The organism is Falsirhodobacter halotolerans (genome assembly GCF_022899245.1).
Taxonomy (GTDB): Bacteria; Pseudomonadota; Alphaproteobacteria; order Rhodobacterales; family Rhodobacteraceae; genus Falsirhodobacter; species Falsirhodobacter halotolerans.
Genome location: NZ_JALJAZ010000001.1, coordinates 2,463,940 through 2,483,644 on the forward strand (window position 1 = coordinate 2,463,940; position 19,705 = coordinate 2,483,644).

At 69.3% G+C, this 19,705-nt stretch carries 21 protein-coding genes; 13 read left to right on the forward strand and 8 right to left on the reverse strand.

Going from position 1 to position 19,705, the window contains the following annotated elements; all coding sequences use genetic code 11:
- The first annotated feature begins 17 nt into the window (after positions 1 to 17).
- The 7 genes from MU449_RS15880 (at position 18) to mutL (ending at position 8,550) form a co-directional block, all read left to right on the forward strand.
- Positions 18 to 1,352 (forward strand): heparinase II/III domain-containing protein, encoded by a 1,335-nt coding sequence (locus MU449_RS15880; protein ID WP_244738701.1) that lies wholly within the window; start codon positions 18 to 20, stop codon positions 1,350 to 1,352.
- Entirely contained in the window at positions 1,349 to 2,929 is a 1,581-nt protein-coding gene (gene purH / locus MU449_RS12870) for a bifunctional phosphoribosylaminoimidazolecarboxamide formyltransferase/IMP cyclohydrolase (protein WP_244738704.1), read from the forward strand. The genes MU449_RS15880 and purH overlap by 4 nt, the downstream gene beginning before the upstream one ends.
- Before the next feature lies 1 nt (position 2,930).
- The gene (lspA, locus tag MU449_RS12875; RefSeq protein WP_244738711.1) at positions 2,931 to 3,425 is read left to right on the forward strand and encodes a signal peptidase II; all 495 of its coding nucleotides are present in this window, start codon (positions 2,931 to 2,933) and stop codon (positions 3,423 to 3,425) included.
- Positions 3,426 to 3,478: 53 nt separating this feature from the next.
- Positions 3,479 to 4,000, forward strand: coding sequence for a DUF3035 domain-containing protein (locus MU449_RS12880; protein WP_244738716.1), 522 nt, complete (start codon positions 3,479 to 3,481; stop codon positions 3,998 to 4,000).
- 86 nt (positions 4,001 to 4,086) lie between these two features.
- The gene (locus MU449_RS12885; RefSeq protein WP_244738719.1) at positions 4,087 to 5,433 is read left to right on the forward strand and encodes a M16 family metallopeptidase; all 1,347 of its coding nucleotides are present in this window, start codon (positions 4,087 to 4,089) and stop codon (positions 5,431 to 5,433) included.
- Positions 5,430 to 6,731 carry a M16 family metallopeptidase gene (locus tag MU449_RS12890; RefSeq protein WP_244738720.1) on the forward strand — a complete coding sequence of 434 codons (1,302 nt, stop codon included), beginning with the start codon at positions 5,430 to 5,432 and terminating at the stop codon, positions 6,729 to 6,731. The genes MU449_RS12885 and MU449_RS12890 overlap by 4 nt, the downstream gene beginning before the upstream one ends.
- A 28-nt stretch (positions 6,732 to 6,759) precedes the next feature.
- Positions 6,760 to 8,550 carry a DNA mismatch repair endonuclease MutL gene (gene mutL, locus MU449_RS12895; RefSeq protein ID WP_244739080.1) on the forward strand — a complete coding sequence of 597 codons (1,791 nt, stop codon included), beginning with the start codon at positions 6,760 to 6,762 and terminating at the stop codon, positions 8,548 to 8,550.
- Here mutL and MU449_RS12900 read toward each other — a convergent pair.
- From MU449_RS12900 to MU449_RS12930, 7 genes are read right to left on the reverse strand one after another with little or no spacing between them, the layout of a single operon-like run.
- A complete protein-coding gene (locus MU449_RS12900) occupies positions 8,547 to 9,581 on the reverse strand; it encodes a saccharopine dehydrogenase (protein WP_244738722.1) in 1,035 nt (344 codons plus the stop codon). The genes mutL and MU449_RS12900 overlap by 4 nt on opposite strands.
- A complete protein-coding gene (locus MU449_RS12905) occupies positions 9,578 to 9,790 on the reverse strand; it encodes a WGR domain-containing protein (RefSeq protein WP_244738725.1) in 213 nt (70 codons plus the stop codon). Before MU449_RS12905 ends, MU449_RS12900 begins: the two co-directional genes overlap by 4 nt.
- Before the next feature lie 60 nt (positions 9,791 to 9,850).
- Positions 9,851 to 10,933, reverse strand: a complete 1,083-nt coding sequence (locus tag MU449_RS12910; protein WP_280517782.1) for a flagellar basal body P-ring protein FlgI — start codon at positions 10,931 to 10,933, stop codon at positions 9,851 to 9,853.
- Positions 10,933 to 11,928 (reverse strand): flagellin, encoded by a 996-nt coding sequence (locus MU449_RS12915; protein WP_244738730.1) that lies wholly within the window; start codon positions 11,926 to 11,928, stop codon positions 10,933 to 10,935. The genes MU449_RS12910 and MU449_RS12915 overlap by 1 nt, the downstream gene beginning before the upstream one ends.
- A 3-nt stretch (positions 11,929 to 11,931) precedes the next feature.
- Positions 11,932 to 13,239, reverse strand: coding sequence for a flagellar hook-associated protein FlgK (flgK, locus tag MU449_RS12920; RefSeq protein ID WP_244738732.1), 1,308 nt, complete (start codon positions 13,237 to 13,239; stop codon positions 11,932 to 11,934).
- A gap of 9 nt (positions 13,240 to 13,248) precedes the next feature.
- Positions 13,249 to 14,550: a flagellar hook protein FlgE gene (locus tag MU449_RS12925; protein WP_244738734.1), complete on the reverse strand. Its 1,302-nt coding sequence runs from the start codon at positions 14,548 to 14,550 to the stop codon at positions 13,249 to 13,251.
- A 60-nt stretch (positions 14,551 to 14,610) separates the two neighbouring features.
- Positions 14,611 to 15,432, reverse strand: a complete 822-nt coding sequence (locus MU449_RS12930; RefSeq protein ID WP_244738735.1) for a flagellar motor protein MotB — start codon at positions 15,430 to 15,432, stop codon at positions 14,611 to 14,613.
- A gap of 127 nt (positions 15,433 to 15,559) precedes the next feature.
- Between MU449_RS12930 and exbB the strand changes: the two genes are divergently transcribed.
- The 3 genes from exbB to MU449_RS12945 are packed head-to-tail and all read left to right on the forward strand — an operon-like array spanning position 15,560 to position 17,721.
- Complete coding sequence (gene exbB, locus MU449_RS12935; protein ID WP_244738738.1) at positions 15,560 to 16,432, forward strand: tonB-system energizer ExbB; 873 nt, start codon at positions 15,560 to 15,562, stop codon at positions 16,430 to 16,432.
- A 3-nt stretch (positions 16,433 to 16,435) separates the two neighbouring features.
- Positions 16,436 to 16,873, forward strand: coding sequence for a TonB system transport protein ExbD (gene exbD / locus MU449_RS12940; protein ID WP_244738740.1), 438 nt, complete (start codon positions 16,436 to 16,438; stop codon positions 16,871 to 16,873).
- Entirely contained in the window at positions 16,870 to 17,721 is an 852-nt protein-coding gene (locus tag MU449_RS12945; RefSeq protein ID WP_244738743.1) for a TonB family protein, read from the forward strand. Before exbD ends, MU449_RS12945 begins: the two co-directional genes overlap by 4 nt.
- Positions 17,722 to 17,725: 4 nt before the next feature.
- On the opposite strand, the gene MU449_RS12950 is transcribed toward MU449_RS12945, so the two are convergent.
- Complete coding sequence (locus tag MU449_RS12950) at positions 17,726 to 17,899, reverse strand: DUF1328 domain-containing protein (protein ID WP_244738745.1); 174 nt, start codon at positions 17,897 to 17,899, stop codon at positions 17,726 to 17,728.
- Between the two features lie 194 nt (positions 17,900 to 18,093).
- On the opposite strand from MU449_RS12950, the gene MU449_RS12955 reads away from it, so the two are divergent.
- Genes MU449_RS12955 through MU449_RS12965 form a run of 3 tightly spaced genes read left to right on the forward strand, consistent with a single transcriptional unit; the run spans position 18,094 to position 19,657 of the window.
- Positions 18,094 to 18,414: a hypothetical protein gene (locus tag MU449_RS12955; protein ID WP_244738748.1), complete on the forward strand. Its 321-nt coding sequence runs from the start codon at positions 18,094 to 18,096 to the stop codon at positions 18,412 to 18,414.
- Positions 18,415 to 18,417: 3 nt separating this feature from the next.
- Positions 18,418 to 18,822: a phage holin family protein gene (locus MU449_RS12960; protein WP_244738751.1), complete on the forward strand. Its 405-nt coding sequence runs from the start codon at positions 18,418 to 18,420 to the stop codon at positions 18,820 to 18,822.
- Positions 18,812 to 19,657 carry a hypothetical protein gene (locus MU449_RS12965; protein ID WP_244738752.1) on the forward strand — a complete coding sequence of 282 codons (846 nt, stop codon included), beginning with the start codon at positions 18,812 to 18,814 and terminating at the stop codon, positions 19,655 to 19,657. The genes MU449_RS12960 and MU449_RS12965 overlap by 11 nt, the downstream gene beginning before the upstream one ends.
- Positions 19,658 to 19,705 lie beyond the last annotated feature (48 nt).

Genomic DNA, 19,705 nt, shown 5'->3' on the forward strand with positions numbered 1-19,705 from the left:
AACCGAACGGGGATGCGGTGGCGACGGAACGGAACACGGCACGGCTGGGCGACCGGCTGGCGGTCTGGCAGACACGCGGCGCGGGCCGGGGCGGCGCGCGCGTCCTTCACCCCATGCCCGACCTGCCGATGGGGGGCGATCCCGATCGGGCCGAGGGGTGGATCGCGGGCGGACTCTGGGACGACCCGGCGGCGCAGACCTTCGGCTGGCTGTCCGATCTGGCCGCGCGGGGGGATGAGACGGCGGGCCGCTTCGCCGCCGCCGCCCTTGCGCAATGGACCGAACGATGGGGAAGGGGCGACGGGTGGACGCCCGGTTTCACGGGCCGCCGCCTGCTGCACTGGATCGCCCATGCCCGCTTCGCCCATCCGCGGGGCGTGCCCCTGGCCTCCTTGGACGCGCTGACCCATCAGGCCGCGTTTCTGGCGCGGCGCTGGCATCGCAGCCCCGACCGGCTGGTCGCGCTGGCCGGTCTGGCGGTGGCCAGCCACGCGCTGGAACGCCCCGCCCTGCGCCCCGATGCCGAACGCGTCGCCCGCGCCCTGCGCCCCGTGCCGCTGCCCCCCGACGCCCTGCCGGATGCGCTGACGGCGCTTCTGGCGATCCGCCTGTGCTGGCCCGACGCCCCCACCGCCCCGTTTCTGGCCGAACTGGTTCCGGCGGTGCGCGCCGCGCGGCATCCGACCGGGCACCTGACGCGGTTGTGGGGCGGCACCGGCGGCGATCCGGCGCAGATCGACGCGGCGCTGGCCCTGGCGAACCTGCGCGCAGCACCCCCCGCCTGCACGGGCCTGAAGCGACTGGCGCGCGGCGGCACCACCGTGATCCTGCGCACCGACGCCCCCCTGCCGTTCGAGATGTCGTCGGGCCGCCATCCGGTCATCGTCGCCACGCCCGAAGGCCTTGCCACCCCGCAGATCCGCGACACCCCCCTGCGCCGCCCCCCGGCGCGACAGGTGGCGGGCGACGGCTACTCCCTCTCCGCCGCGCATTCAGGCTGGAAAGGGGTGGTCCACCGCCGCCGCCTGACTCTGTCGCCCGACGGGACCACCCTGACCGGGCAAGAGGCGTTCGAAGGCCGCGGGCGCGCCACGCGCCACATCTCGGTCCACTTCCCCCTCGCCCCCGGCCTGACGGTGACCGAGGATGAGAACGGTCTGCATCTGCAGCTGCCCACCGGCGTGGTCTGGACCTTCGACGCGCCCGACATGCCGGTTCTTGCGACCCACCCGCTGCGCATCGTCATCCATCGCGCGGTGGACCGCCTGCCGGCCCGTCTGGACTGGACCTTGACGCGAAGGGACGCTACTGCGCAGCGGACCGAACATCAGACCACAGGAGAGATGGCATGACCGATCTCGTATATATTGGACGCGCGCTTCTGTCGGTGTCCGACAAGACCGGGCTTCTGGATCTGGCCCGCGCGCTGCACGACCGGGGGGTGGAGCTGGTGTCCACCGGCGGCACCGCCAACGCGCTGCGCACCGCGGGCCTGCCGGTCAAGGACGTGTCGGAGATCACGGGCTTTCCCGAAATGATGGACGGGCGCGTGAAGACGCTGCACCCCAACGTGCATGGCGGCCTTCTGGCGCTGCGCGACGACGACGAACACCTTCTGGCCATGGCCGCCCACGGGATCGAGCCGATCGACCTGCTGGTCGTCAACCTCTATCCGTTCGAGGCGACGGTGGCGCGGGGCGGCAGCTATGACGACTGCATCGAGAATATCGACATCGGCGGCCCGGCAATGATCCGCGCCGCGTCCAAGAACCACCGTTTCGTCAACGTGGTGACGGATGTGCAGGATTACACCGCCCTTCTGGCCGAACTGGACGCCAATGACGGCGCGACGACCTTCGCCTTCCGCCAGCGCCTGGCGCTGACCGCCTATTCCCGCACCGCCGCCTATGACGCCGCCGTGTCGGCCTGGATGGCGGACACGCTGGGAGAGGTGCCCCGCCGCCGCACCTTTGCCGGCACGCTGGCCCAGACCCTGCGCTATGGCGAGAATCCGCATCAGGCGGCGGCGTTCTATACCGACGGATCGAACCGCCCCGGGGTTGCCACGGCGAAACAGTGGCAGGGCAAGGAACTGTCCTACAACAACATCAACGACACCGATGCGGCCTTCGAATTGGTGGCCGAGTTCGCGCCCGAGGACGGGCCCGCGGTCGCGATCATCAAACACGCAAACCCCTGCGGTGTGGCGACGGGGGCGACGCTGGCCGAGGCCTATGCCCGCGCCTTCGATTGCGACCGCACCTCGGCCTTCGGCGGGATCATCGCGACGAACCAGCCGCTGGACGGGCCGACGGCGGAAAAGATCTCCGAGATCTTCACCGAGGTGGTGATCGCGCCGGGCGCGGATGACGCCGCCAAGGCGGTCTTTGCCAAGAAGAAGAACCTGCGGCTTCTGACCACCCGCACCCTGCCCGATCCCACGGCCCCCATCCTGTCGTTCAAGCAGGTCGCGGGCGGGATGCTGGTGCAGGACAAGGACACGGCGGGCCTGCCCGACCTGAAGGTCGTGACCAAACGCCAGCCGACCGAGGCCGAGATGGCCGACGCGCTGGTCGCATGGAAGGTGGCCAAGCACGTCAAGTCCAACGCCATCGTCTATGTCAAGGACGCCGCCACCGTGGGCATCGGCGCGGGCCAGATGAGCCGTGTGGACAGCACCCGCATCGCCGCCCGCAAGGCCGAGGACGCGGCCGAGGCGATGGGCCTTGCCGCCCCACTGACCCAAGGGTGCACCGCCGCGTCGGACGCCTTTTTCCCCTTTGCCGACGGGGTGGAGGTTCTGGCGGGCGTGGGCGCGACCTGCGTGATCCAGCCCGGCGGCTCCATGCGCGATGCCGAGGTGATCGAGGCCGCCGACCGTCTGGGCCTTGCGATGATCTTCACCGGCCAGCGCCATTTCCGGCACTGACATGCCCCAGGTCGTCCTTGTCGCCGCCATCGTCTTTGCGTTGGACCAGATCAGCAAGCTGATCGTGGTCCACGCCATGGGCCTTGCCACCGTGGGCCGGATCGAGGTCTGGCCCCCCTTTCTCACCTTTCAGATGGCCTGGAACCAGGGCATGAATTTCGGCCTGTTCGCGGGCGACGGATCGGTGACGAAATGGGTGCTGATCGTCCTGTCCGTCGCCATTTCCGCCTGGGTCCTGTGGTGGATCCGCAAGCCCGGCCATACGCGTCTGGCACGGATTTCTGCGGGGCTGCTGGTGGGGGGCGCGATGGGCAACGTCATCGACCGCATCCTCTATGGCGCGGTGGCGGATTTCCTGAACATGTCGGTCCATGGCTTCGAAAATCCCTATTCGTTCAACGTGGCCGACATCTCCATCTTTGCCGGGGCCATCGGTCTGGTGCTGTTCACCGGCGATCCCAAACCGCCGAAAAAGGCCCGCAGAAAGACCGCGTGACCTGACCACGCCTTTACGGTAACAACGAACCGAACTCAGACGGGAGACGACGGATGCAGGCAGCACGCGGCGCATTGGCCCTGGCAGGGGCGGCGGTTCTGACGCTGTCGGCCTGCGGCGGCGGCGATCCGAACCTGATCCGCCTGCGCTCCACCGGCGCGGGGCCGGACGCGTTTTCGGTCGTGCCGCAACGCCCTTTGGAAATGCCGCCGTCGCTGAACGACCTGCCCACCCCCACGCCGGGCGGCGTCAACCGGACCGAACCCAACCCGCAAGGGGACGCCATCGCGGCGCTTGGCGGCAATCCCAACGCCGCGCGCGGCATCCCGGCGGCGGATTCGGCCCTGCTGACCGCCAGCACCCGCTATGGCCGCGAGGAGGGGATCCGCCCCGAACTGGCCGCCGCCGACGAACAGTTCCGCCAGGACAATCGCGGCCGTCTGCTGGACCGCGCCTTGCGCAACACGACCTATTACCAGGCCTACGGCTCCGAAACCCTGAACCCGCAGGACGAGGCGGAGTTCTGGCGTCAGCGCGGCCGCCAGACCCCCGCCGCCCCCCCTCCGGGGCAGTAACAACCGCGTAGGCCGCCCCCGGCGCATCTTGCCCCCCGCCCGTCGATCGGGTCAGGTGGGCCCGATTGCCCACGGGGGAGGAACCCATGCTCCGAACGCTGCCCGCCGCATTGGCGCTGACCGTCACCATCAGCCCCGCCATCGCGCAGGAGGTCACGGATTTCACGCTGCCGAACGGGCTGGAGGTGGTGGTGATCGAGGATCACCGCGCCCCCGTCGTCACCAACATGGTCTGGTATCGCACAGGATCGGCGGATGAGAAGGCGGGCGAATCCGGCGTCGCGCATTTTCTGGAACATCTGATGTTCCAAGGGACGGACAGGATGGCGCCGGGCGAATTCTCGGCCACCGTCTCCGCCCTTGGCGGCACGGACAACGCCTTCACCTCCTACGACTATACCGCCTATTTCCAGCGCGTGGCGTCGGAACATCTGGACCGGATGATGGACATGGAGGCCGACCGGATGCAGGGCCTGACCCTGACCCAACCCATCGTCGACAACGAACGCAGCGTCATCCTGCAGGAACGCAGCCAGCGGACCGACAGCAATCCCGGCGCGCTGTTTCGCGAACAGATGTCGGCGGCGCAATACCTCAACAGTCCCTACCGCCGCCCCGTGATCGGTTGGCGGGCCGAGATGGAGGAGCTGTCGCGCGAGGATGCGCTGGACCATTACCGCACCTTCTATGCCCCCAACAACGCCATCCTGGTCGTGGCGGGGGATGTCGAACCCGACGCCGTGCGCCAGATGGCCGAGGCGCATTTCGGCCCGCTGATCCCGTCCGACACCATCCCGCCCCGCGCCCGCCCGCAGGAACCGCCGCAGATCGCGGCCCGGCACCTGACCTTTGCCGATCCGCGCGTGGCGCAGCCTTATGTCCTGCGCACCTATCTCGCGCCCGAGCGCACGTCCGGCGCGCAGCAGGACGCCGCCGCGCTGACCGTGCTGGCGCAGATTCTGGGCGGCGATCCGACCACGTCCGTGCTGGCCCAGGCGCTGCAATTCGGCGAGGCCCCCCGGGCGATCCATACCATGGCGGGGTATGACGGGGTGGCGGTCGATGCGACCACCTTCACCCTTGGCATCGTGCCCGCCCCCGACATCACGCTGGAGGAGGCGGAGGCGGCGCTGGACGGGGCGCTTCAGACCTTTCTGGCCAATGGCGTGGACGTCGCGCAACTGGACCGGATCAAGCGCCAGATCCGGGCCGCCGACATCTATGACCGCGACGACGCCTCCGGCCTTGCCAACCGCTACGGCGCGGCGCTGGCCGTAGGGCTGACGGTGCAGGACGTGCAGGACTGGCCCGCCACGCTGGAGGCGGTGACGGCCGAGGATGTCATGGCCGCCGCCCGCGACGTGCTGGACCCGCGCCGATCCGTGACCGGCTGGCTGATGCCCGAGGCCCCCACCGAGGAGACCGCAGAATGACCTTCCTTCGCCCCCTCGCCGCCCTGTTGTTTCTTGCCCTGCCCGCCCAGGCCGAGGTGCCGATCAAGGAGGTCACCTCCCCCGGCGGGATCACCGCTTGGTTGGTGGAATCGCATGACATTCCCTTCACCGCGCTGGACATCCGGTTCAAGGGCGGCACCTCGCTGGATGCGGAGGGGAAACGCGGCGCGACCAACCTGATGACCGCCCTTCTGGAGGAAGGCGCGGGCGATATGGACGCCAGCGCCTTCGCCACCGCCCGTGACGATCTGGCGGCGGAGTTCCGCTTTTCCTCCAACAGCGACGCGGTCGCCGTGTCGGCGCGCTTCCTGACGGAAAACCGCGATCAGGCGGCGGACCTGCTGCATCTCGCCCTGACCGAGCCGCGCTTTGACGACAACGCAATCCAGCGCGTGCGGGCGCAGGTCCTGTCGGGCATCCGGTCGGCGGCGCAGGACCCCGATGCCATCGCGGGCGACACGTTCAACGCCGAAGCCTTCGGACCCCACCCCTATGGCAGCGACGACAGCGGCACGCTGGACAGCGTGGCGGCCCTGACCCGCGACGATCTGGTGGCGGCGCAGGACGGCGCGCTGGCCCGCGACCGCATCTATGTCGCCGCCGCGGGGGATATCTCCGAGGCCGATCTGGGCGCATTGCTGGACCGCATTCTGGGCGATCTGCCCGCAACGGGCGCGCCGCAGCCCGGCCCGGCCGAATGGCGGGCGACGGGCGGCACCACGGTCGTGGACTTTCCGACCCCGCAGGCGGTGGTGCGGTTCGGCCAGCCGGGGATCGATGTGCACGACCCCGACTTCATGGCCGCCTTCGTCGCGAACGAGGTTTTGGGCGGGGGGCGGTTCACCGCGCGGCTGATGGACGAGTTGCGGACGCAACGGGGGCTGACCTACGGCGCGTCGGCCTATCTCGCCTCGTTGGATCATGCCGACATGATCGTGGGGCAGTTCGCCAGCGACAACGACAAGGTGGCCGAGGCGGTGGATGTCACGAAACAGGTGTGGGAGGGCATCGCGCAGGACGGCATCACGCAAGAGGAGCTGGACGCGGCCAAGACCTATCTGACCGGATCCTATCCGCTGCGGTTCGACGGCAACGGGCCGATCGCGGGCATTCTGGTGGGCATGCAGATGCAGGGCTTTCCCATCGACTACCCCACCACCCGCAACGCGCGGATCGAGGCGCTGACGCTGGACGAGGTGAACCGCGTGGCCAAGACGCTTTATGACCCTTCGGCGCTGCGGTTCGTGGTGGTCGGTCAGCCGCAAGGGCTGGAGTGACGCGGGTGGCCCTGTTAGACTCGCGGCCATGATGGACCGCCCCGTTTCCCCGCCCGTGATCCGCCAGTTGGACGAGGCCGCGATCAACCGCATCGCGGCGGGCGAGGTGGTGGAACGCCCCGCCTCGGCCGTCAAGGAACTGGTGGAAAACGCGCTGGACGCGGGCGCGCGCCGCGTGACGGTGGAGATTGCGGATGGCGGCAAGACCCTGATCCGCGTGACCGATGACGGCTGCGGCATCCCCGCGCCCGATCTGCCGCTGGCGCTGGCGCGTCATGCCACATCGAAGATCGACGGATCGGACCTTTTGGACATCCGGTCCTTCGGATTTCGCGGCGAGGCGCTGGCCTCGCTGGGCGCGGTGGGGCGGCTGACGGTAACCTCGCGCACGGCGGGGGCGGAAGGGGCGGCGATCACCGTCACCGGCGGGCGGATGGAGGCGGCGCGCCCCGCCGCAGCGCGCCCCGGCACGGTGGTCGAACTGCGCGATCTGTTCTTCGCCACCCCCGCCCGCCTGAAGTTCCTGCGCACCGACCGGGCCGAGACGCAGGCCATCGCCGACACGCTGCGCCGTCTGGCCATGGCCGAACCCTTCGTCGGCTTCACCCTGACCGATGGCGACCGGACGCTTCTGCGCGCCGATCCCGAATCCGGGCCGCCGATGGCGGCGCTGGCCGCCCGCCTGACCCGACTTCTGGGGGCGGAGTTCACCGACAACGCGCTGGCCGTGGATCTGGATCGCGACGGGCTGCGGCTGGTGGGCTATGCCGCGCTGCCCACCTATTCGCGCGGATCGTCGGCCCAGCAGTTCCTGTTCGTGAACGGACGGCCCGTGCTGGACCGCTCGCTGACCGGGGCGCTGCGGGCGGCCTATATGGATGTGCTGTCGCGCGACCGGCACGCGGCGGCGGTTCTGGACATCGTCTGCCCGCCGCAGGCGGTGGATGTGAACGTCCATCCCGCCAAGTCCGAGGTGCGGTTTCGCGACCCCACCGCCGCGCGCAGCCTGATCGTGGGCGGCCTGCGGCAGGCGCTGGCGGGGGCGATGCACCGCGCGTCCACGACCGTGGCCACCGAAACGCTGGCGGCCATGCGCCCCGAAGCGCCGCCCCCGCCGCGCGTCTATCAGATGGACCCGCGCCCCGCCCCGCAGATGATCCGCGCCGCGACCCTCTGGCAGGCGCCCGAGGGGTTCGCCGAAGCCCCCTCCGCCCGGGTGGAGGGGGCCGAAGACACGACGCCCCTTCCCCTTGGCGCCGCGCGGGCGCAGGTCCATGGCAATTACATCATCGCCCAGACCGAAGGCGGCATCGTCATCGTCGATCAGCACGCGGCGCATGAACGGCTGGTCTATGAACGGATGAAAGCGCAGCGCGACGCGGCGGGGGTGGCGGCGCAGGCCTTGCTGATCCCCGACATCATCGACCTGCCCCCCGCCGATGCGGAACGGCTTTTGGAGCTGGCGGACGATCTTGCCCGTCTTGGCCTGTCGATCGAGGGGTTCGGGCCGGGGGCCATCGCCATCCGCGAAACGCCCGCCATTCTGGGCCGGGTGGATGGCGCGGCCCTGCTGCGCGACATTCTGGACGAACTGGCAATGGGCGACAGCACCACCCTGGTGGCACGGATGGACGCGGTCCTGTCGCGCATGGCCTGCCACGGATCGGTCCGGTCGGGCCGCGCCCTGCGGGCGGAGGAGATGAACGCCCTTCTGCGCGACATGGAGGCGACGCCCACCTCCGGCCAATGCAACCACGGCCGCCCCACCTATGTCGAACTGAAGCTGACGGATATCGAAAAGCTGTTCGGCCGCCGTTAAAGGTGACGGTCGAATTCGGCCCGCGCCCGCGCCCAGACGCCCGCATCCAGATCGGTCAACGTGTGCAACGACGGCAGAAGCTGGCCCGCATAATCCTGCGAGCTTTCGACCGGCAAGAGCGAGGGCAGGTTGTCGATCGCCATCACGTCCAGCGGCGGGGCCTCCGCCACCCGCCGAACGGGGTGGCCCCAGTCCGTCACGCGGTCATAGACTTTGATGGGCGAAAAATCCGACGTGGGGTCACAGGCAATGTCGCCGATCACCCGCAGCGTGCGCGGTTCCGCCCCGGCCCCCGCCGGAACGAAGACCGGACATCCGGGGCGGGCGAGGATGCAGTTCAGAAACACGTCATGGGCCAGAACCTCTGGAAACGGGCCGCCCTGCGCCGTGTCCTTGGTGTCCCAGCCGGTGACCGGCACGCCCAACGCGGCGCAAAGATCGGACGCCCCGGTGCCGACGCGGCCATGCGCGCCGATGATCAGCGCGCGCGGAGACCCGATCATCGCCCCGCGCACCTGCGCCAGAAGCGCGTCGCGATCCGCGAACCGCGTCACCGGCCCGCAGATCCCGCCTTGCGCCTGCGCGCCCCATGCCATCAGCGTCACCGCCGCCCCGACATAGCCCGCCCAATAGCCGAACGCCGCCACCCGCCGCCCGTCCGCATCCACCAGCGCCTCAAGATCATACAGCGTGCCGCCCCCGGCGCGAAACCGGTCCAGCAGAACCCGCCCCGCCGGTTGCCCCTTGAAGGCATGACCGAACAGGATGTGGCGGTGGCGCAGCGGGGTGCCATCCTCCGGCAATTCCTTCAGCCCGAAGATGATCGCATCGGCGGGCGCATCGGGCCAGCTTTCGGCGGGCGCGATCACCGCCCCGGCGCGGGCATAGGCGTCGGTGGGAATGCAGCGCGTCGGGCTGTCCTCCACCGTCACGCGCAGCCCCCGGGCGATCAGCGCGGCGGCCCCGTCCGGCGTCAGGCCCACGCGGACTTCGTGCGGGCGTTGTTCGTGGCGAACCCAAAGATGCGTCATGCGGTCGTCTCGTATCCCCGGCGCCGTGCGCGCCGTGTCCAGCGTTCAAGGGCGGCACAGGCCTCGCGCAGGTTGGCGAAACAGGCGATCCGCTGCCCGCGCCCCCAGTCACGCAACACCGAATATTCCCCGAACAGGTTGTATCCCAGTTCCACCCGGTAAAAGCGACGGGCCGGTCCGGCCCCGCGTTGAAGCAGGAAGGTCATCATGATGGCGTCCCCCGGGGCGGTTGCGGGGGTGATTCTAGCGGCAGGACCGCCCCGCAACAACTACCTTACGACGAATTCGGCATGCAGCGCGCCCGCGGCGTCGATGCTTTTCAGGATGTCGATCATGTCATAGGGCGCGACGCCCAGGGCGTTCAGCCCCGCGACCACCTGGCTGAGGCTGGTGGAGCCCTCCACCTCGGCCAGACCCGTTCCCGGATTCTGTTCGATCGCGGCTTGGGTGCGCGGCAGGACGATGGTTTCCCCCCGCGCGAAAGGGTTGGGCTGGACGGCCATCGGCGATTCCTCGATCCGCAGGGTCAGGCCGCCTTGCGCCACCGCCACGCGGCTGATGCGGACATCCTCCCCCATGACGATGGTGCCGGAGCGCTGGTCCACCACCACCCGCGCCGCCGTTTCCGGCTCCACCGTCAGGTTTTCCAGCCGCGCCAGCACATGGGCGGGGGATTGCCCGCGCAGGTTCAACTGCACCGTGCCCGCATCCGTCATCGTCGCCATGCGGCTGAACGCGCCGTTGATCGCCCCTTCGATCCGGGCGGCGGTGGTGAAATCGGGATTGCGCAGCGCCAGCCGCAGGGTCTGCAGGCCGGCAAAGTCGAACTCCACCTCCCGCTCCACCCGCGCGCCGGAGGGGATGGTGCCCGATGTGGGCACCCCTTGAACCACGCGCGCGGCCTCCCCCTCGGCGGCGACGCCGCCCGCAAGGATCGTGCCCTGCGCCACGGCATAGATCTGGCCGTCCGCCCCGTTCAACGGCGTCATGACCAGCGTGCCGCCCAGCAGGCTTTTGGCATCGCCGATGGCCGATACGGTGACGTCGATCTGGCTGCCCGAGCGGGAGAAGGGCGGCAGCGCCGCCGTCACGAACACCGCCGCCACGTTGCGGGGCCGCAGCATCTCTCCCGTCACATTGACGCCCAGCCGTTCCAGAAGGTTGGCCATGATCTCCTCGGTGAAGGGCGAATTGCGCAGGCCGTCGCCCGTGCCGTTCAACCCCACCACCAGGCCGTAGCCCACAAGGTCGTTGCCCCGCACCCCGTCGAAATCCGCCAGATCCTTGATGCGGATCGGCGCGGCCAGGGCGGGCAGCGCCAGGCAGATGAGAAAGACCGCAAGCCGCCACATCACAGGTAATCCGCCAGCGAAAGCTTCGACAGACGCGCCGTCACGGCATAGAGCGTCTCGATCTGGGTGCGCGTCGCCTCCAGCCGGGTGGCCGCCTCGAACGGGTCCACCGCCAGCATGTCGGCGCGCGCGGTCATCAAGGCGGTGCGTTCGGCGTCGTGACGCAGGGCGAGGGTGCCGATCCGCTCCTCCGCCACGCCAAGGCGGGCGGCGGCGGCGGTCCGCCCTTCATCGGCGCGCAACAGGGCCGCCCCGGCGCGGACCATCAGGTCCGCGCGGTCCTGCGCCCCGCCCGCCGCCCCACGATCCACCATCGCCGCCATGCCCAGCGCCTTCAAGGTGTCGGTGAGCGCGGGGTCCGCGGCGGTCAGGCCGATCTCCACCCCCTCGCCCGCACCCAAAGGCAGCGGCGCGCGCGGGCCGCCACCGGAATAAAGCGCGCCGAACCCCGCCGGATCGGCGAACCAGCGGTCCAGCGCCGCCTCGATCCCCGCGGGGCCGTCCGCGCCGGCGATGGCGGTCTCCATCGCCTCCAGCAGCGCGTCGGGCTGGGGCAGGGCCGGACCGTCGGGGCGGGTTCCCGCGAACAGGCTTTGCCCCGCCACCTGCGTGTTCAGCGCGGCCACCGTGGCGCGGAACGCCGCCGTGGCGCTGGCGGCCGTGCTGGAAACCGCGGTATCGTTGGCCAGGGCCGTCCGGTCGGACATCAGCCCGCCCAGCCCCTTCACGCCCGCGTCGATCGCGCCCAGCGCGGTCTGCATCCCCGCCGCCAGCGCCCCGGCCAGCCCCGTGGCGTCGGCAAAGGCGCGGTTGCGGGTCAGGGCGGCATCCAGCGCCGCCACCGCCGCATGATCGCCCCGCAGCGCCCGCCCCGGATCGGCGGCCTGGCCGGTCACCATTTCGGCCTGCTGCGTCTGCATCTCGGTTTTCAGGGCCACGTTCTGGCGGCGCAGGGCGAAGGTCTGGGCCATGTCGGACAAGGTCAGGCTGCTCATGTCTTACAGCTCCAGCAAGCGTTGCATCATCTGGTCGATGGTCTGGACCACACGGGCGTTGGCGGTATAGGCCTGCTCCACCTTCAGCAGGGTCTGCATTTCGGAATCGGTGTCCACGCCCTGCGCCAGTTCGGCCTTTTTCAGCGTGTCGAACCGGGCGGTGCTGAAATCCTGCGCCTCCTCCGCCCGCACGCGGCGCGCGGACATGGAGGACAGAACCTCCGCCGCCGCGCCGGACGCCCCGGTCAACGCCGCAAGCGCGGCATTCAGCCGGGTGCCGTCGCCCGGCGCCCCGGGGGCCGTGGCGGTCAGCCCGTCGCGCAACCGCCATGAGGCCTGCAGACGCGGATCGACGGCCAGCCGCCCCCCCGCCCCTTCGGTCACAAGCCCTGACGGGCCAAGGCGGTCGGTCAGATCCCCCGCCATCGCCGCCAGTCGGGACGCCGCTTCCACCCCGTGGGTGTCACGAACGGTCAGGCGCGCCCCCAGGGCCCCGTCCCCCAGGCTGGACGGTCCCATCGGTCGCCCGTTCAGGGTCACCCCCGACAGCGCCCCCCCTTCCACCGTCATGTCCGCCGTCATCGACATCACCGGCGTGAACCCCAGGACCGAACGCGGCCCGTCCAGCAACGCCGCCCCGACCGAGGTGTAGAGGGCGATCCGCCCATCCTCGCGCACCAGTTCGCGCACCGGAATCTCACCCGCGATCCGATCCACCAGCGTCTGCCGCTGATCCAGAAGGGCCGAGACGTCGCGCCCGCCGCCTGACAGGCCCGCGATCTGGTCGTTCAGCGCCTCCACCCCCGCAAGGGCGGCGTTCAGGTCCGCCACCGCCGCGGCCACCCCCCGATCGGCGGTCAGGCGCATGTCCTGCACCTGGGCGCGCAGGTCGTTCATCTTGTCCGCCAAGGCCGCCCCTGCCGCCACCGCCGTATCCAACCGCGCCGCCGATTGCGGCTGGTTCGCCGCGTCGATCAGCGCCGTCTCCACCGCCGACACGCGCTGCGACAGCGATCCCGGCGCATCGGAGGCACCCACCGCCGCCTCCATCCCCTTGAAGAAGTCCGCGATCAGGGTGGTGCCCGCCTGACTGCCCTCCGCCATACGCCGGTCGGCGATCAGGGCGCGGTCGGCAAAGCGGGTGATGCCCGTCACCTCCACCCCGCCGATGGCGCGGGCCGACAGGGTCACCTCGCGCCGGCCATACCCTTCGGTCAGGGCATTGGCCACATTCTGGGCGGTGATGTCGGCCAGCCGCGCGCTGGCCGTCAGGCCGGACCGCGCAACCGACAGGGCGGAACCAAGCGTCATGGCACCCTCTTATCGTTTGAGGTTGGTGGTTTCCTGAAGCATCTGATCCACCGTCTGGATGATCTTGGCGTTCGAGGAATAGGCGTGCTGGGTCGAGATCAGGTGCGTCAGTTCCTGCGCGATGTCGGTGGTCGATTCCTCGCGCATGTAGCCTTGGGTGGTGCCGGTGGGGCCGGACCCCGCATCCCACAGATAGAACGCCCCCGACGCCGCCGTCAGACCGAAGGTCTGGTTGTCGCGCGACTGCAGGCCGTTCGGGTTGGGAACATCCACCACCGGCACCTGGAAGATCACCCGGCTGAAGCCTTGGTCGTATTTCGCCCGCAGCAGCCCGTTCTCGTCGATCTCCACCGATTGCAGACTGCCGATGGCCGAGCCGTTCTTTTCGATCGTGCTGGGGGTATAGCGGTCGGAGAGTTGGGTCATGCCGTCGGACTGGCCCGGTTTGCCGATGCGGAAGCTGACGGGGTTGTCGCCCAGCCGAAGGGCAATGGTCCCATCCTCGGCGCTGTAGGCCCCGGCCAGGGCCGGATCCCCCACCCCGGCCACCCGCGTCACCGATTTCAACGTGCCGCCCGCCGTCTGGCTCCCGTCGAATTCCAGACGATAGGCGCCAAGGGTGGTGTTTCCCGAATCGTCCGTCAACCGCATCACCCAGGCGTTCGACGCCCGGTCCCCCGCAGCCTCGATCGGGGTGAATTCGGCCGTCAGCGCGCGGGACGTGCCCATCGCGTCGAAATATTCGATGGTCTGGGCGAACGTCTCACCCTCCGCCCCCGGAAGGGTGGCCGTGGCGGGCAGGTTCACCGACATCGTCATCCGCGTCGTGGGGTTCGACACGAACTGGTTCAGGTTCACCTGCACCGGTTGCAGCGCCGCCATGGATTCGCGCGCGACGGCGGGGATGGTCCCGTCCGGCCCGGCGGGCCACCCCATCAGCGTCAGCCCCGATTGCGATTTCAATGTGCCGGTCGCGTCGGGCCGGAACGATCCGGTCGTCGTCAGCACGACCGAGCGCCCGTCGTCCGACACCGGCAGGAACCCCCGCCCGTTGATCGCGATGTCGGTGGCGTTCGACGTGCCGATCAGGGCCCCGCGTTCATCCACGATCCGCGTCGAACTGGTGCGGACCCCACCCGCGGAATAGGTGGCGTCGGTATTGCCCGCGTTCACCATCTGGAAGAAATCCGTCTCGGCCCGTTTGTAGCCATAGGTGCCCGCGTTGGCGATGTTGTCCGAAATGCCGGCCAGTCGCGCCGCGTTCGCGTTCAGGCCCGCCACACCGGCATTCATGGAAGAAGTGATCGTCATCGGGAATCGCACCTTTCTAATGCACAGGGCGCACCTTCCGCGCGCTGGCTTAACATCGCCCTAACGGTCGCGGCGAAGCAGGATCACCTCGACCCGGTTGTTGCGGATGGCCATCGGGTTCTGCGTCACGGGACGGCGGTCGGCATGGCCCGCGACGCGCGTGATCCGCGCCGCCTCCAGCCCCATGTCGCCCAAAAGCCGCCGCATCGTCTGTGCCCGGTCCGCCGACAGCGGCCAGACGGGATTGTCGATCAGCGTCAGGGGATAGTTGCGGACATGCCCCGCCACCGCCACGCGGTTCGTGGTCAGGGCCAACACGTCGGCAAGAACCCGTGCCACGTCGCGCAGAACGGCGCGGGGCACCGCGGTGTCCCCCTCGAACAGGGCGGTGTCAGGCAGATCGAACACCTCGATCACCAGACCCTCATCGGTGACGCGGGTTACGACGTGGCGCAGGGCGCGTTCCATGGTCATGCTTTCGCCGCCGCGCGCCTGAAGCAGATCGTCCAGGGCCTTCTTCTCGTCCTCCATCCCCATGTCGCCGCGCCCCACCTCGCCCCGCGCCCGCTGCGCCTCGGTCGGGACGATCTGCGACGCGCCCGCACCGCTTTGGGCCATGCGATCTTCGGAAAAGACCGAATCCCCCCCGAACATGTCCGTCCCCCCGCCCGAGACGCGGTTGATCGGGATCGTCGGGTTGAAGAAATCGGCCAGCCCCTTGCGCTGCTTTTCCGTCGTGGCGTTCAGCAGCCACATCAGCAGGAAGAACGCCATCATCGCCGTGACGAAATCGGCATAGGCCACCTTCCACGCCCCGCCATGATGGGCATGGCCGCCGCTTTTCTTCACACGTTTGATGATGGGGCGATTCTGTTTCTGCATCCCCCGACCTTGGGGCGAAATGGTGAACGCGCCTTTAACCCGCGCCGGTCCAGCCTCGGATTAAAACTTGACCATTTCACTCAATAAATCTAGATCGCTGAAGATGAAGACGAGAAAAGGTCCGCCCATGACGCCCCTTCGCACCGCGCTTGCCCTGGTCGCCCTGACCCTGACCGTGATGACGCCCCCTGCGATGGCACAGGCCCCCGACGTGCCGACCGAGGCCCCCGCCGCGCCGGAGGCCCCGGACACAACCGCCCCCGCCGCACAACCCGCCCCGCAGGTCGAAACGCCGATCCTTCCGGCCCATGACCTTTCGCCCATGGGTATGTACAATCAGGCCGACTGGGTGGTGAAGGCGGTCATGCTGGTGCTTCTGGCCGCGTGTTTCTTCACCTGGACCGTCTTCGTCTTCAAGATGGTGGAGATGGCGGGCGCGAAAACCCGTCTCACCCGCGCCTCGCGGATCATTCGCGCAGGGTCCACCCTGCCTGCGGTGGCCGCGGAACTGACGGGCCCCCGCGATCCCGCCAGCTTCATGGTCGCCGCCGCGCTGGAGGAGGCGCGCAAATCCGACCCTGCCATCGACCACGCGGGCGGCACCGGCATCAAGGAACGGGTCGCCTCGATCCTGGCGCGGACCGAGGCGCAGGCCGCGCGTCGGATGCGCAAGGGGACGGGTCTTCTGGCGACGGTCGGCTCCGTCGCGCCGTTCGTCGGGCTGTTCGGCACGGTCTGGGGCATCATGAACGCGTTCATCGGCATCGCCGAAAGCAACACGACCAACCTGGCCGTCGTGGCCCCCGGCATTGCCGAGGCACTGCTGGCGACCGCCCTCGGTCTGGTCGCGGCCATTCCCGCCGTCGTCATCTACAACGTCTTCGCCCGCCGCATCGCCAATTATCGGCAGGCGTTGGGCGATGCGGGGGCGGGCATCGAACGTCTGGTCAGCCGCGATCTGGACTTCCGCCACCTGCCCCGCACCCCCGGTATGGAGTGAACCATGGCCGGAGGCATCAACCCGCGCGACGATGGCGAACTGGAGGAAACCCACGAGATCAACGTCACGCCCTTCATCGACGTGATGCTGGTCTTGCTGATCATCTTCATGGTGGCGGCGCCGATGTCCACGGTGGATGTGGCGGTGGACCTTCCCTCCTCCAACGCCGCCCCGCAGACGCGTCCGCCGGATCCAGTCTATCTGAGCGTGCAGCAGGACCTGACCCTCACCCTGGGCAACGCGCCCGTGCCCGCCGATACGCTGGCGGCCACGCTGGACGCGCGCACCGGCGGCGACAAGGACCAGCGCGTCTTCCTGCGCGCCGATCAGGCCGTGGCATATGGGGACCTGATGCAGGTGATGAACCACCTGCGCGATGCGGGCTATCTGAAGGTGGCGCTGGTCGGGATCGAGGGCGCGCCGGGCGGGGCGACCCCATGACCGATCGCGGCCCCATCTCAGGCGACTGGCAGGCCGCACGAACCCGCGCGGATCGGCGCCGCGAACGTCTGGGCTGGATCGGGGCCGCCGCTACCGTCGCGGGGGTGCTTGCGGCCACCACCGCCTGGGCGATCCACGCCCAACGCGACGGCCTGGACCTTGGGCGGAACGCCATCGAGATCAACCTCGAACCCCCGGCCGCCGCCCCGGCGGCCACGGCCGTCGCCCCGCCTGCGCCCGATGTGCCCGACCTTCAGGCCCCCGAGGCGCCCGATCTTGTCGAGGACACCACCCCCCCGCCCGAGGATCTGGCCGAGGATCAGCCGATCGACGAGATCGCAGAGATCGACCCCCTGCAGGACGCCGCGCCGGACGAGGTCGCACTTCCCGATGCGCCCGCCCCACCGCCGCCGCCGCCCACCGTGCGCCCGCCCCCCCGTCCCGAACGGGTGACCGAGCAACCCCGCCGCGAACCGGACCGTCCAAGCAGCGCTCCGGCGCCGTCACAGCCGCAACAGGCCGCGCCCTCCGCCACCGGTCAGGCACGGCAAGCCCTCTCCTCGGGGGAGCGTCAGCGGCTGGAGCTTCAATGGGGATCGCAGATCAACGCGCGGATCCAGCGGCAGATGCGCGGGGGTGGGCGCGATCAGGGGGTGGCCAATGTGCAGATCGTGGTGACCCCGGGCGGTCAGATGCTCAGCGTCGCGCTGACCCGTTCCTCAGGAAGTGCCGCGCTGGATCAACAGATCCTGCGGGCCATCAACGCCGCGTCACGCTCGTTCCCCGCCGCACCGGCGGGCGTCACGGGCAACGCGACTTTCGGCTTTCCCATCGGGGCGCGCCGGTAATCTTTCAGACCAGCGGCTTGCCGGCCCTGTGGCGCAACAGGGCCGTCACCACGAACAGGCCCGCAAAAACAACGAACAGAATCTGGCCCGCAAGGGCCAAGGCCCCCGTGGTCCCGCCGAACCCGATGGCGGCGGCCAGAAGGGAAATCAAGGCGTAGGTCAACGTCCAGCCCAGCATGGGCACATCTCCTTCTTATCAAGGGGGGCACGGCATCCGTGCCCGGTCATGTGCAAAATGGAACAGGGACGGGATGAAAATGTTCCTAAGCACTTGCCGCAAATGGGGGAACCGCCGCGCCACGGGCGCCGTTGGCTTCGTGACGAACGATCAAGACGGGCGCCACGCCCGCCGTTACGAAAAGGGGCAAGAAAATGAAAAACGGACGTTTTCACAAGATGCGCGCCGAACATGCAAGCCGGTCGGCCGCCCATACCGCCGACCGTGCGCGCAAGCGCGCCTCGGCGTTCCGCGACGACATTCTGGATGACGCCACGACCTTTGCCGAAGATGCCCGCCAGTCGGCGCGCGCCACGGCGGACCGCGTGAAGGCCACCGCCTATGACATCATCGACGACGTGCAGGGCAACGATACCGTCGCGCGCGCCTATGATTACGCACGTCGCCATCCGGTGCTGATGCTGGCCGGGGCCGTCGCGGCGGGCGTCGCGATCACGCAGCTGCTGCGGCGCTGATCCATGCGGCCCGCATATGAAGAGCGTGTGGCCGACGCGCCGGTGTCCCGGATGGCCCTTCTTCTGTCGCGCATGGTCGCGACCGAACTGGCCATGGCCAAGGAGGAGGTGGGGCGCAACGTCCGCAAGGCAATCATCGGCGCCGTCCTTTTGATCGTGGCGCTGGTCGTGGTCCTCGTGTCACTAAACATGCTGGCGGGGGCAGCGGTCATCGCCCTGGCCGCTGCGGGCGTGGGCGACACCTGGGCCGCGCTGATCGTGGGGGGCGCGGGCTTTCTGATCGCGGTCCTGCTGGCGCTTTTCGGGCTGTCGGCACTCAAGCCGTCGAACCTCGTTCCCACCAAGACCGCCGCCCGTGTGCGGCAAGATTTTGAATCCCTGAAGGAGATGATGAGAGATGAGCCGTAAACGCACATACCGTGATCTGGAAGACGACCTTGACCGCGATCGCGCGCAACTGGGGTCCATCTTCGACAGCCTGTTCAGCCGGTCCACCATCGACCTGCTGATGCGCGAGGCGATGCAGACCGTGCGCGCCAATGGTGGCGTTCGCGAAACCGCCGAATCCGTCGTGCGCCGCAATCCGGTCGCCGTGGGTGTGGTCGGCCTGGGTCTCGCGTGGTTGGCCCTTGGCGGCAATCGCGGCCCTTCGCGCGTGGATGAGGTGGAGGAGCGGGCCGAAGGCTTCGCTCGCCGGCTGGGCCGCGGCGCCGACCGCGCGCGCCGCGTGGTGCGCGACGAGGCCGACGCGATCGAGAACACCGATTGGATGGACGTGATCGACCGCCTGCGGGCCAAGGCCTCGGCCCGCCTGCACGATCTGGAGGAAGACGCCCGCGCCTATCGCGACGATATCGCCGCAGGCCTGTCCGACCGCGCCGATGACGCGCGCGACTATATGGCCGAACGGGCCGAGATTCTGTCCGATCTGGCCGAAGACATGCGCGAGCGTTTTGCCGAAGGGCTGGAGGATTTTTCCGCCGCCGCCCAGAAACGGATCGTGCAGGCGCGCGAAGAAGCCTATGCCGCCCGACTGAAGGCGCAGGACGCGTTGGGCAAGGGGGGCCGCGAGGCGAAACGGATCGTCGAGGATCACCCGATGGTTTCGGCCGCCGTGGCGCTGGCCTTGGGGGCCGCGATCGGCACCGCCGTCTATCGCAACAAACGCGGGAAAGAGGACGAGATGGAAGATTTCGTCAAGGACGTGAAAAAAGACGCCAAGAAGCACTGGCGCCGCCGCTGAAACACAAAAGGCCCGCGACATCGCGGGCCTTTTGACATTTGGGACGGG

Excerpts from the sequence above, each read along its gene's own strand:
- purH (WP_244738704.1), top strand. The coding sequence starts at position 1,349 with ATGACCGATCTCGTATATATTGGACGCGCGCTTCTGTCGGTGTCCGAC.
- lspA (WP_244738711.1), top strand. The coding sequence starts at position 2,931 with ATGCCCCAGGTCGTCCTTGTCGCCGCCATCGTCTTTGCGTTGGACCAG.
- MU449_RS12880 (WP_244738716.1), top strand. The coding sequence starts at position 3,479 with ATGCAGGCAGCACGCGGCGCATTGGCCCTGGCAGGGGCGGCGGTTCTG.
- MU449_RS12885 (WP_244738719.1), top strand. The coding sequence starts at position 4,087 with ATGCTCCGAACGCTGCCCGCCGCATTGGCGCTGACCGTCACCATCAGC.
- MU449_RS12890 (WP_244738720.1), top strand. The coding sequence starts at position 5,430 with ATGACCTTCCTTCGCCCCCTCGCCGCCCTGTTGTTTCTTGCCCTGCCC.
- mutL (WP_244739080.1), top strand. The coding sequence starts at position 6,760 with ATGATGGACCGCCCCGTTTCCCCGCCCGTGATCCGCCAGTTGGACGAG.
- MU449_RS12900 (WP_244738722.1), bottom strand. The coding sequence starts at position 9,581 with ATGACGCATCTTTGGGTTCGCCACGAACAACGCCCGCACGAAGTCCGC.
- MU449_RS12905 (WP_244738725.1), bottom strand. The coding sequence starts at position 9,790 with ATGATGACCTTCCTGCTTCAACGCGGGGCCGGACCGGCCCGTCGCTTT.
- MU449_RS12910 (WP_280517782.1), bottom strand. The coding sequence starts at position 10,933 with ATGTGGCGGCTTGCGGTCTTTCTCATCTGCCTGGCGCTGCCCGCCCTG.
- MU449_RS12915 (WP_244738730.1), bottom strand. The coding sequence starts at position 11,928 with ATGAGCAGCCTGACCTTGTCCGACATGGCCCAGACCTTCGCCCTGCGC.
- flgK (WP_244738732.1), bottom strand. The coding sequence starts at position 13,239 with ATGACGCTTGGTTCCGCCCTGTCGGTTGCGCGGTCCGGCCTGACGGCC.
- MU449_RS12925 (WP_244738734.1), bottom strand. The coding sequence starts at position 14,550 with ATGACGATCACTTCTTCCATGAATGCCGGTGTGGCGGGCCTGAACGCG.
- MU449_RS12930 (WP_244738735.1), bottom strand. The coding sequence starts at position 15,432 with ATGCAGAAACAGAATCGCCCCATCATCAAACGTGTGAAGAAAAGCGGC.
- exbB (WP_244738738.1), top strand. The coding sequence starts at position 15,560 with ATGACGCCCCTTCGCACCGCGCTTGCCCTGGTCGCCCTGACCCTGACC.
- exbD (WP_244738740.1), top strand. The coding sequence starts at position 16,436 with ATGGCCGGAGGCATCAACCCGCGCGACGATGGCGAACTGGAGGAAACC.
- MU449_RS12945 (WP_244738743.1), top strand. The coding sequence starts at position 16,870 with ATGACCGATCGCGGCCCCATCTCAGGCGACTGGCAGGCCGCACGAACC.
- MU449_RS12950 (WP_244738745.1), bottom strand. The coding sequence starts at position 17,899 with ATGCTGGGCTGGACGTTGACCTACGCCTTGATTTCCCTTCTGGCCGCC.
- MU449_RS12955 (WP_244738748.1), top strand. The coding sequence starts at position 18,094 with ATGAAAAACGGACGTTTTCACAAGATGCGCGCCGAACATGCAAGCCGG.
- MU449_RS12960 (WP_244738751.1), top strand. The coding sequence starts at position 18,418 with ATGCGGCCCGCATATGAAGAGCGTGTGGCCGACGCGCCGGTGTCCCGG.
- MU449_RS12965 (WP_244738752.1), top strand. The coding sequence starts at position 18,812 with ATGAGCCGTAAACGCACATACCGTGATCTGGAAGACGACCTTGACCGC.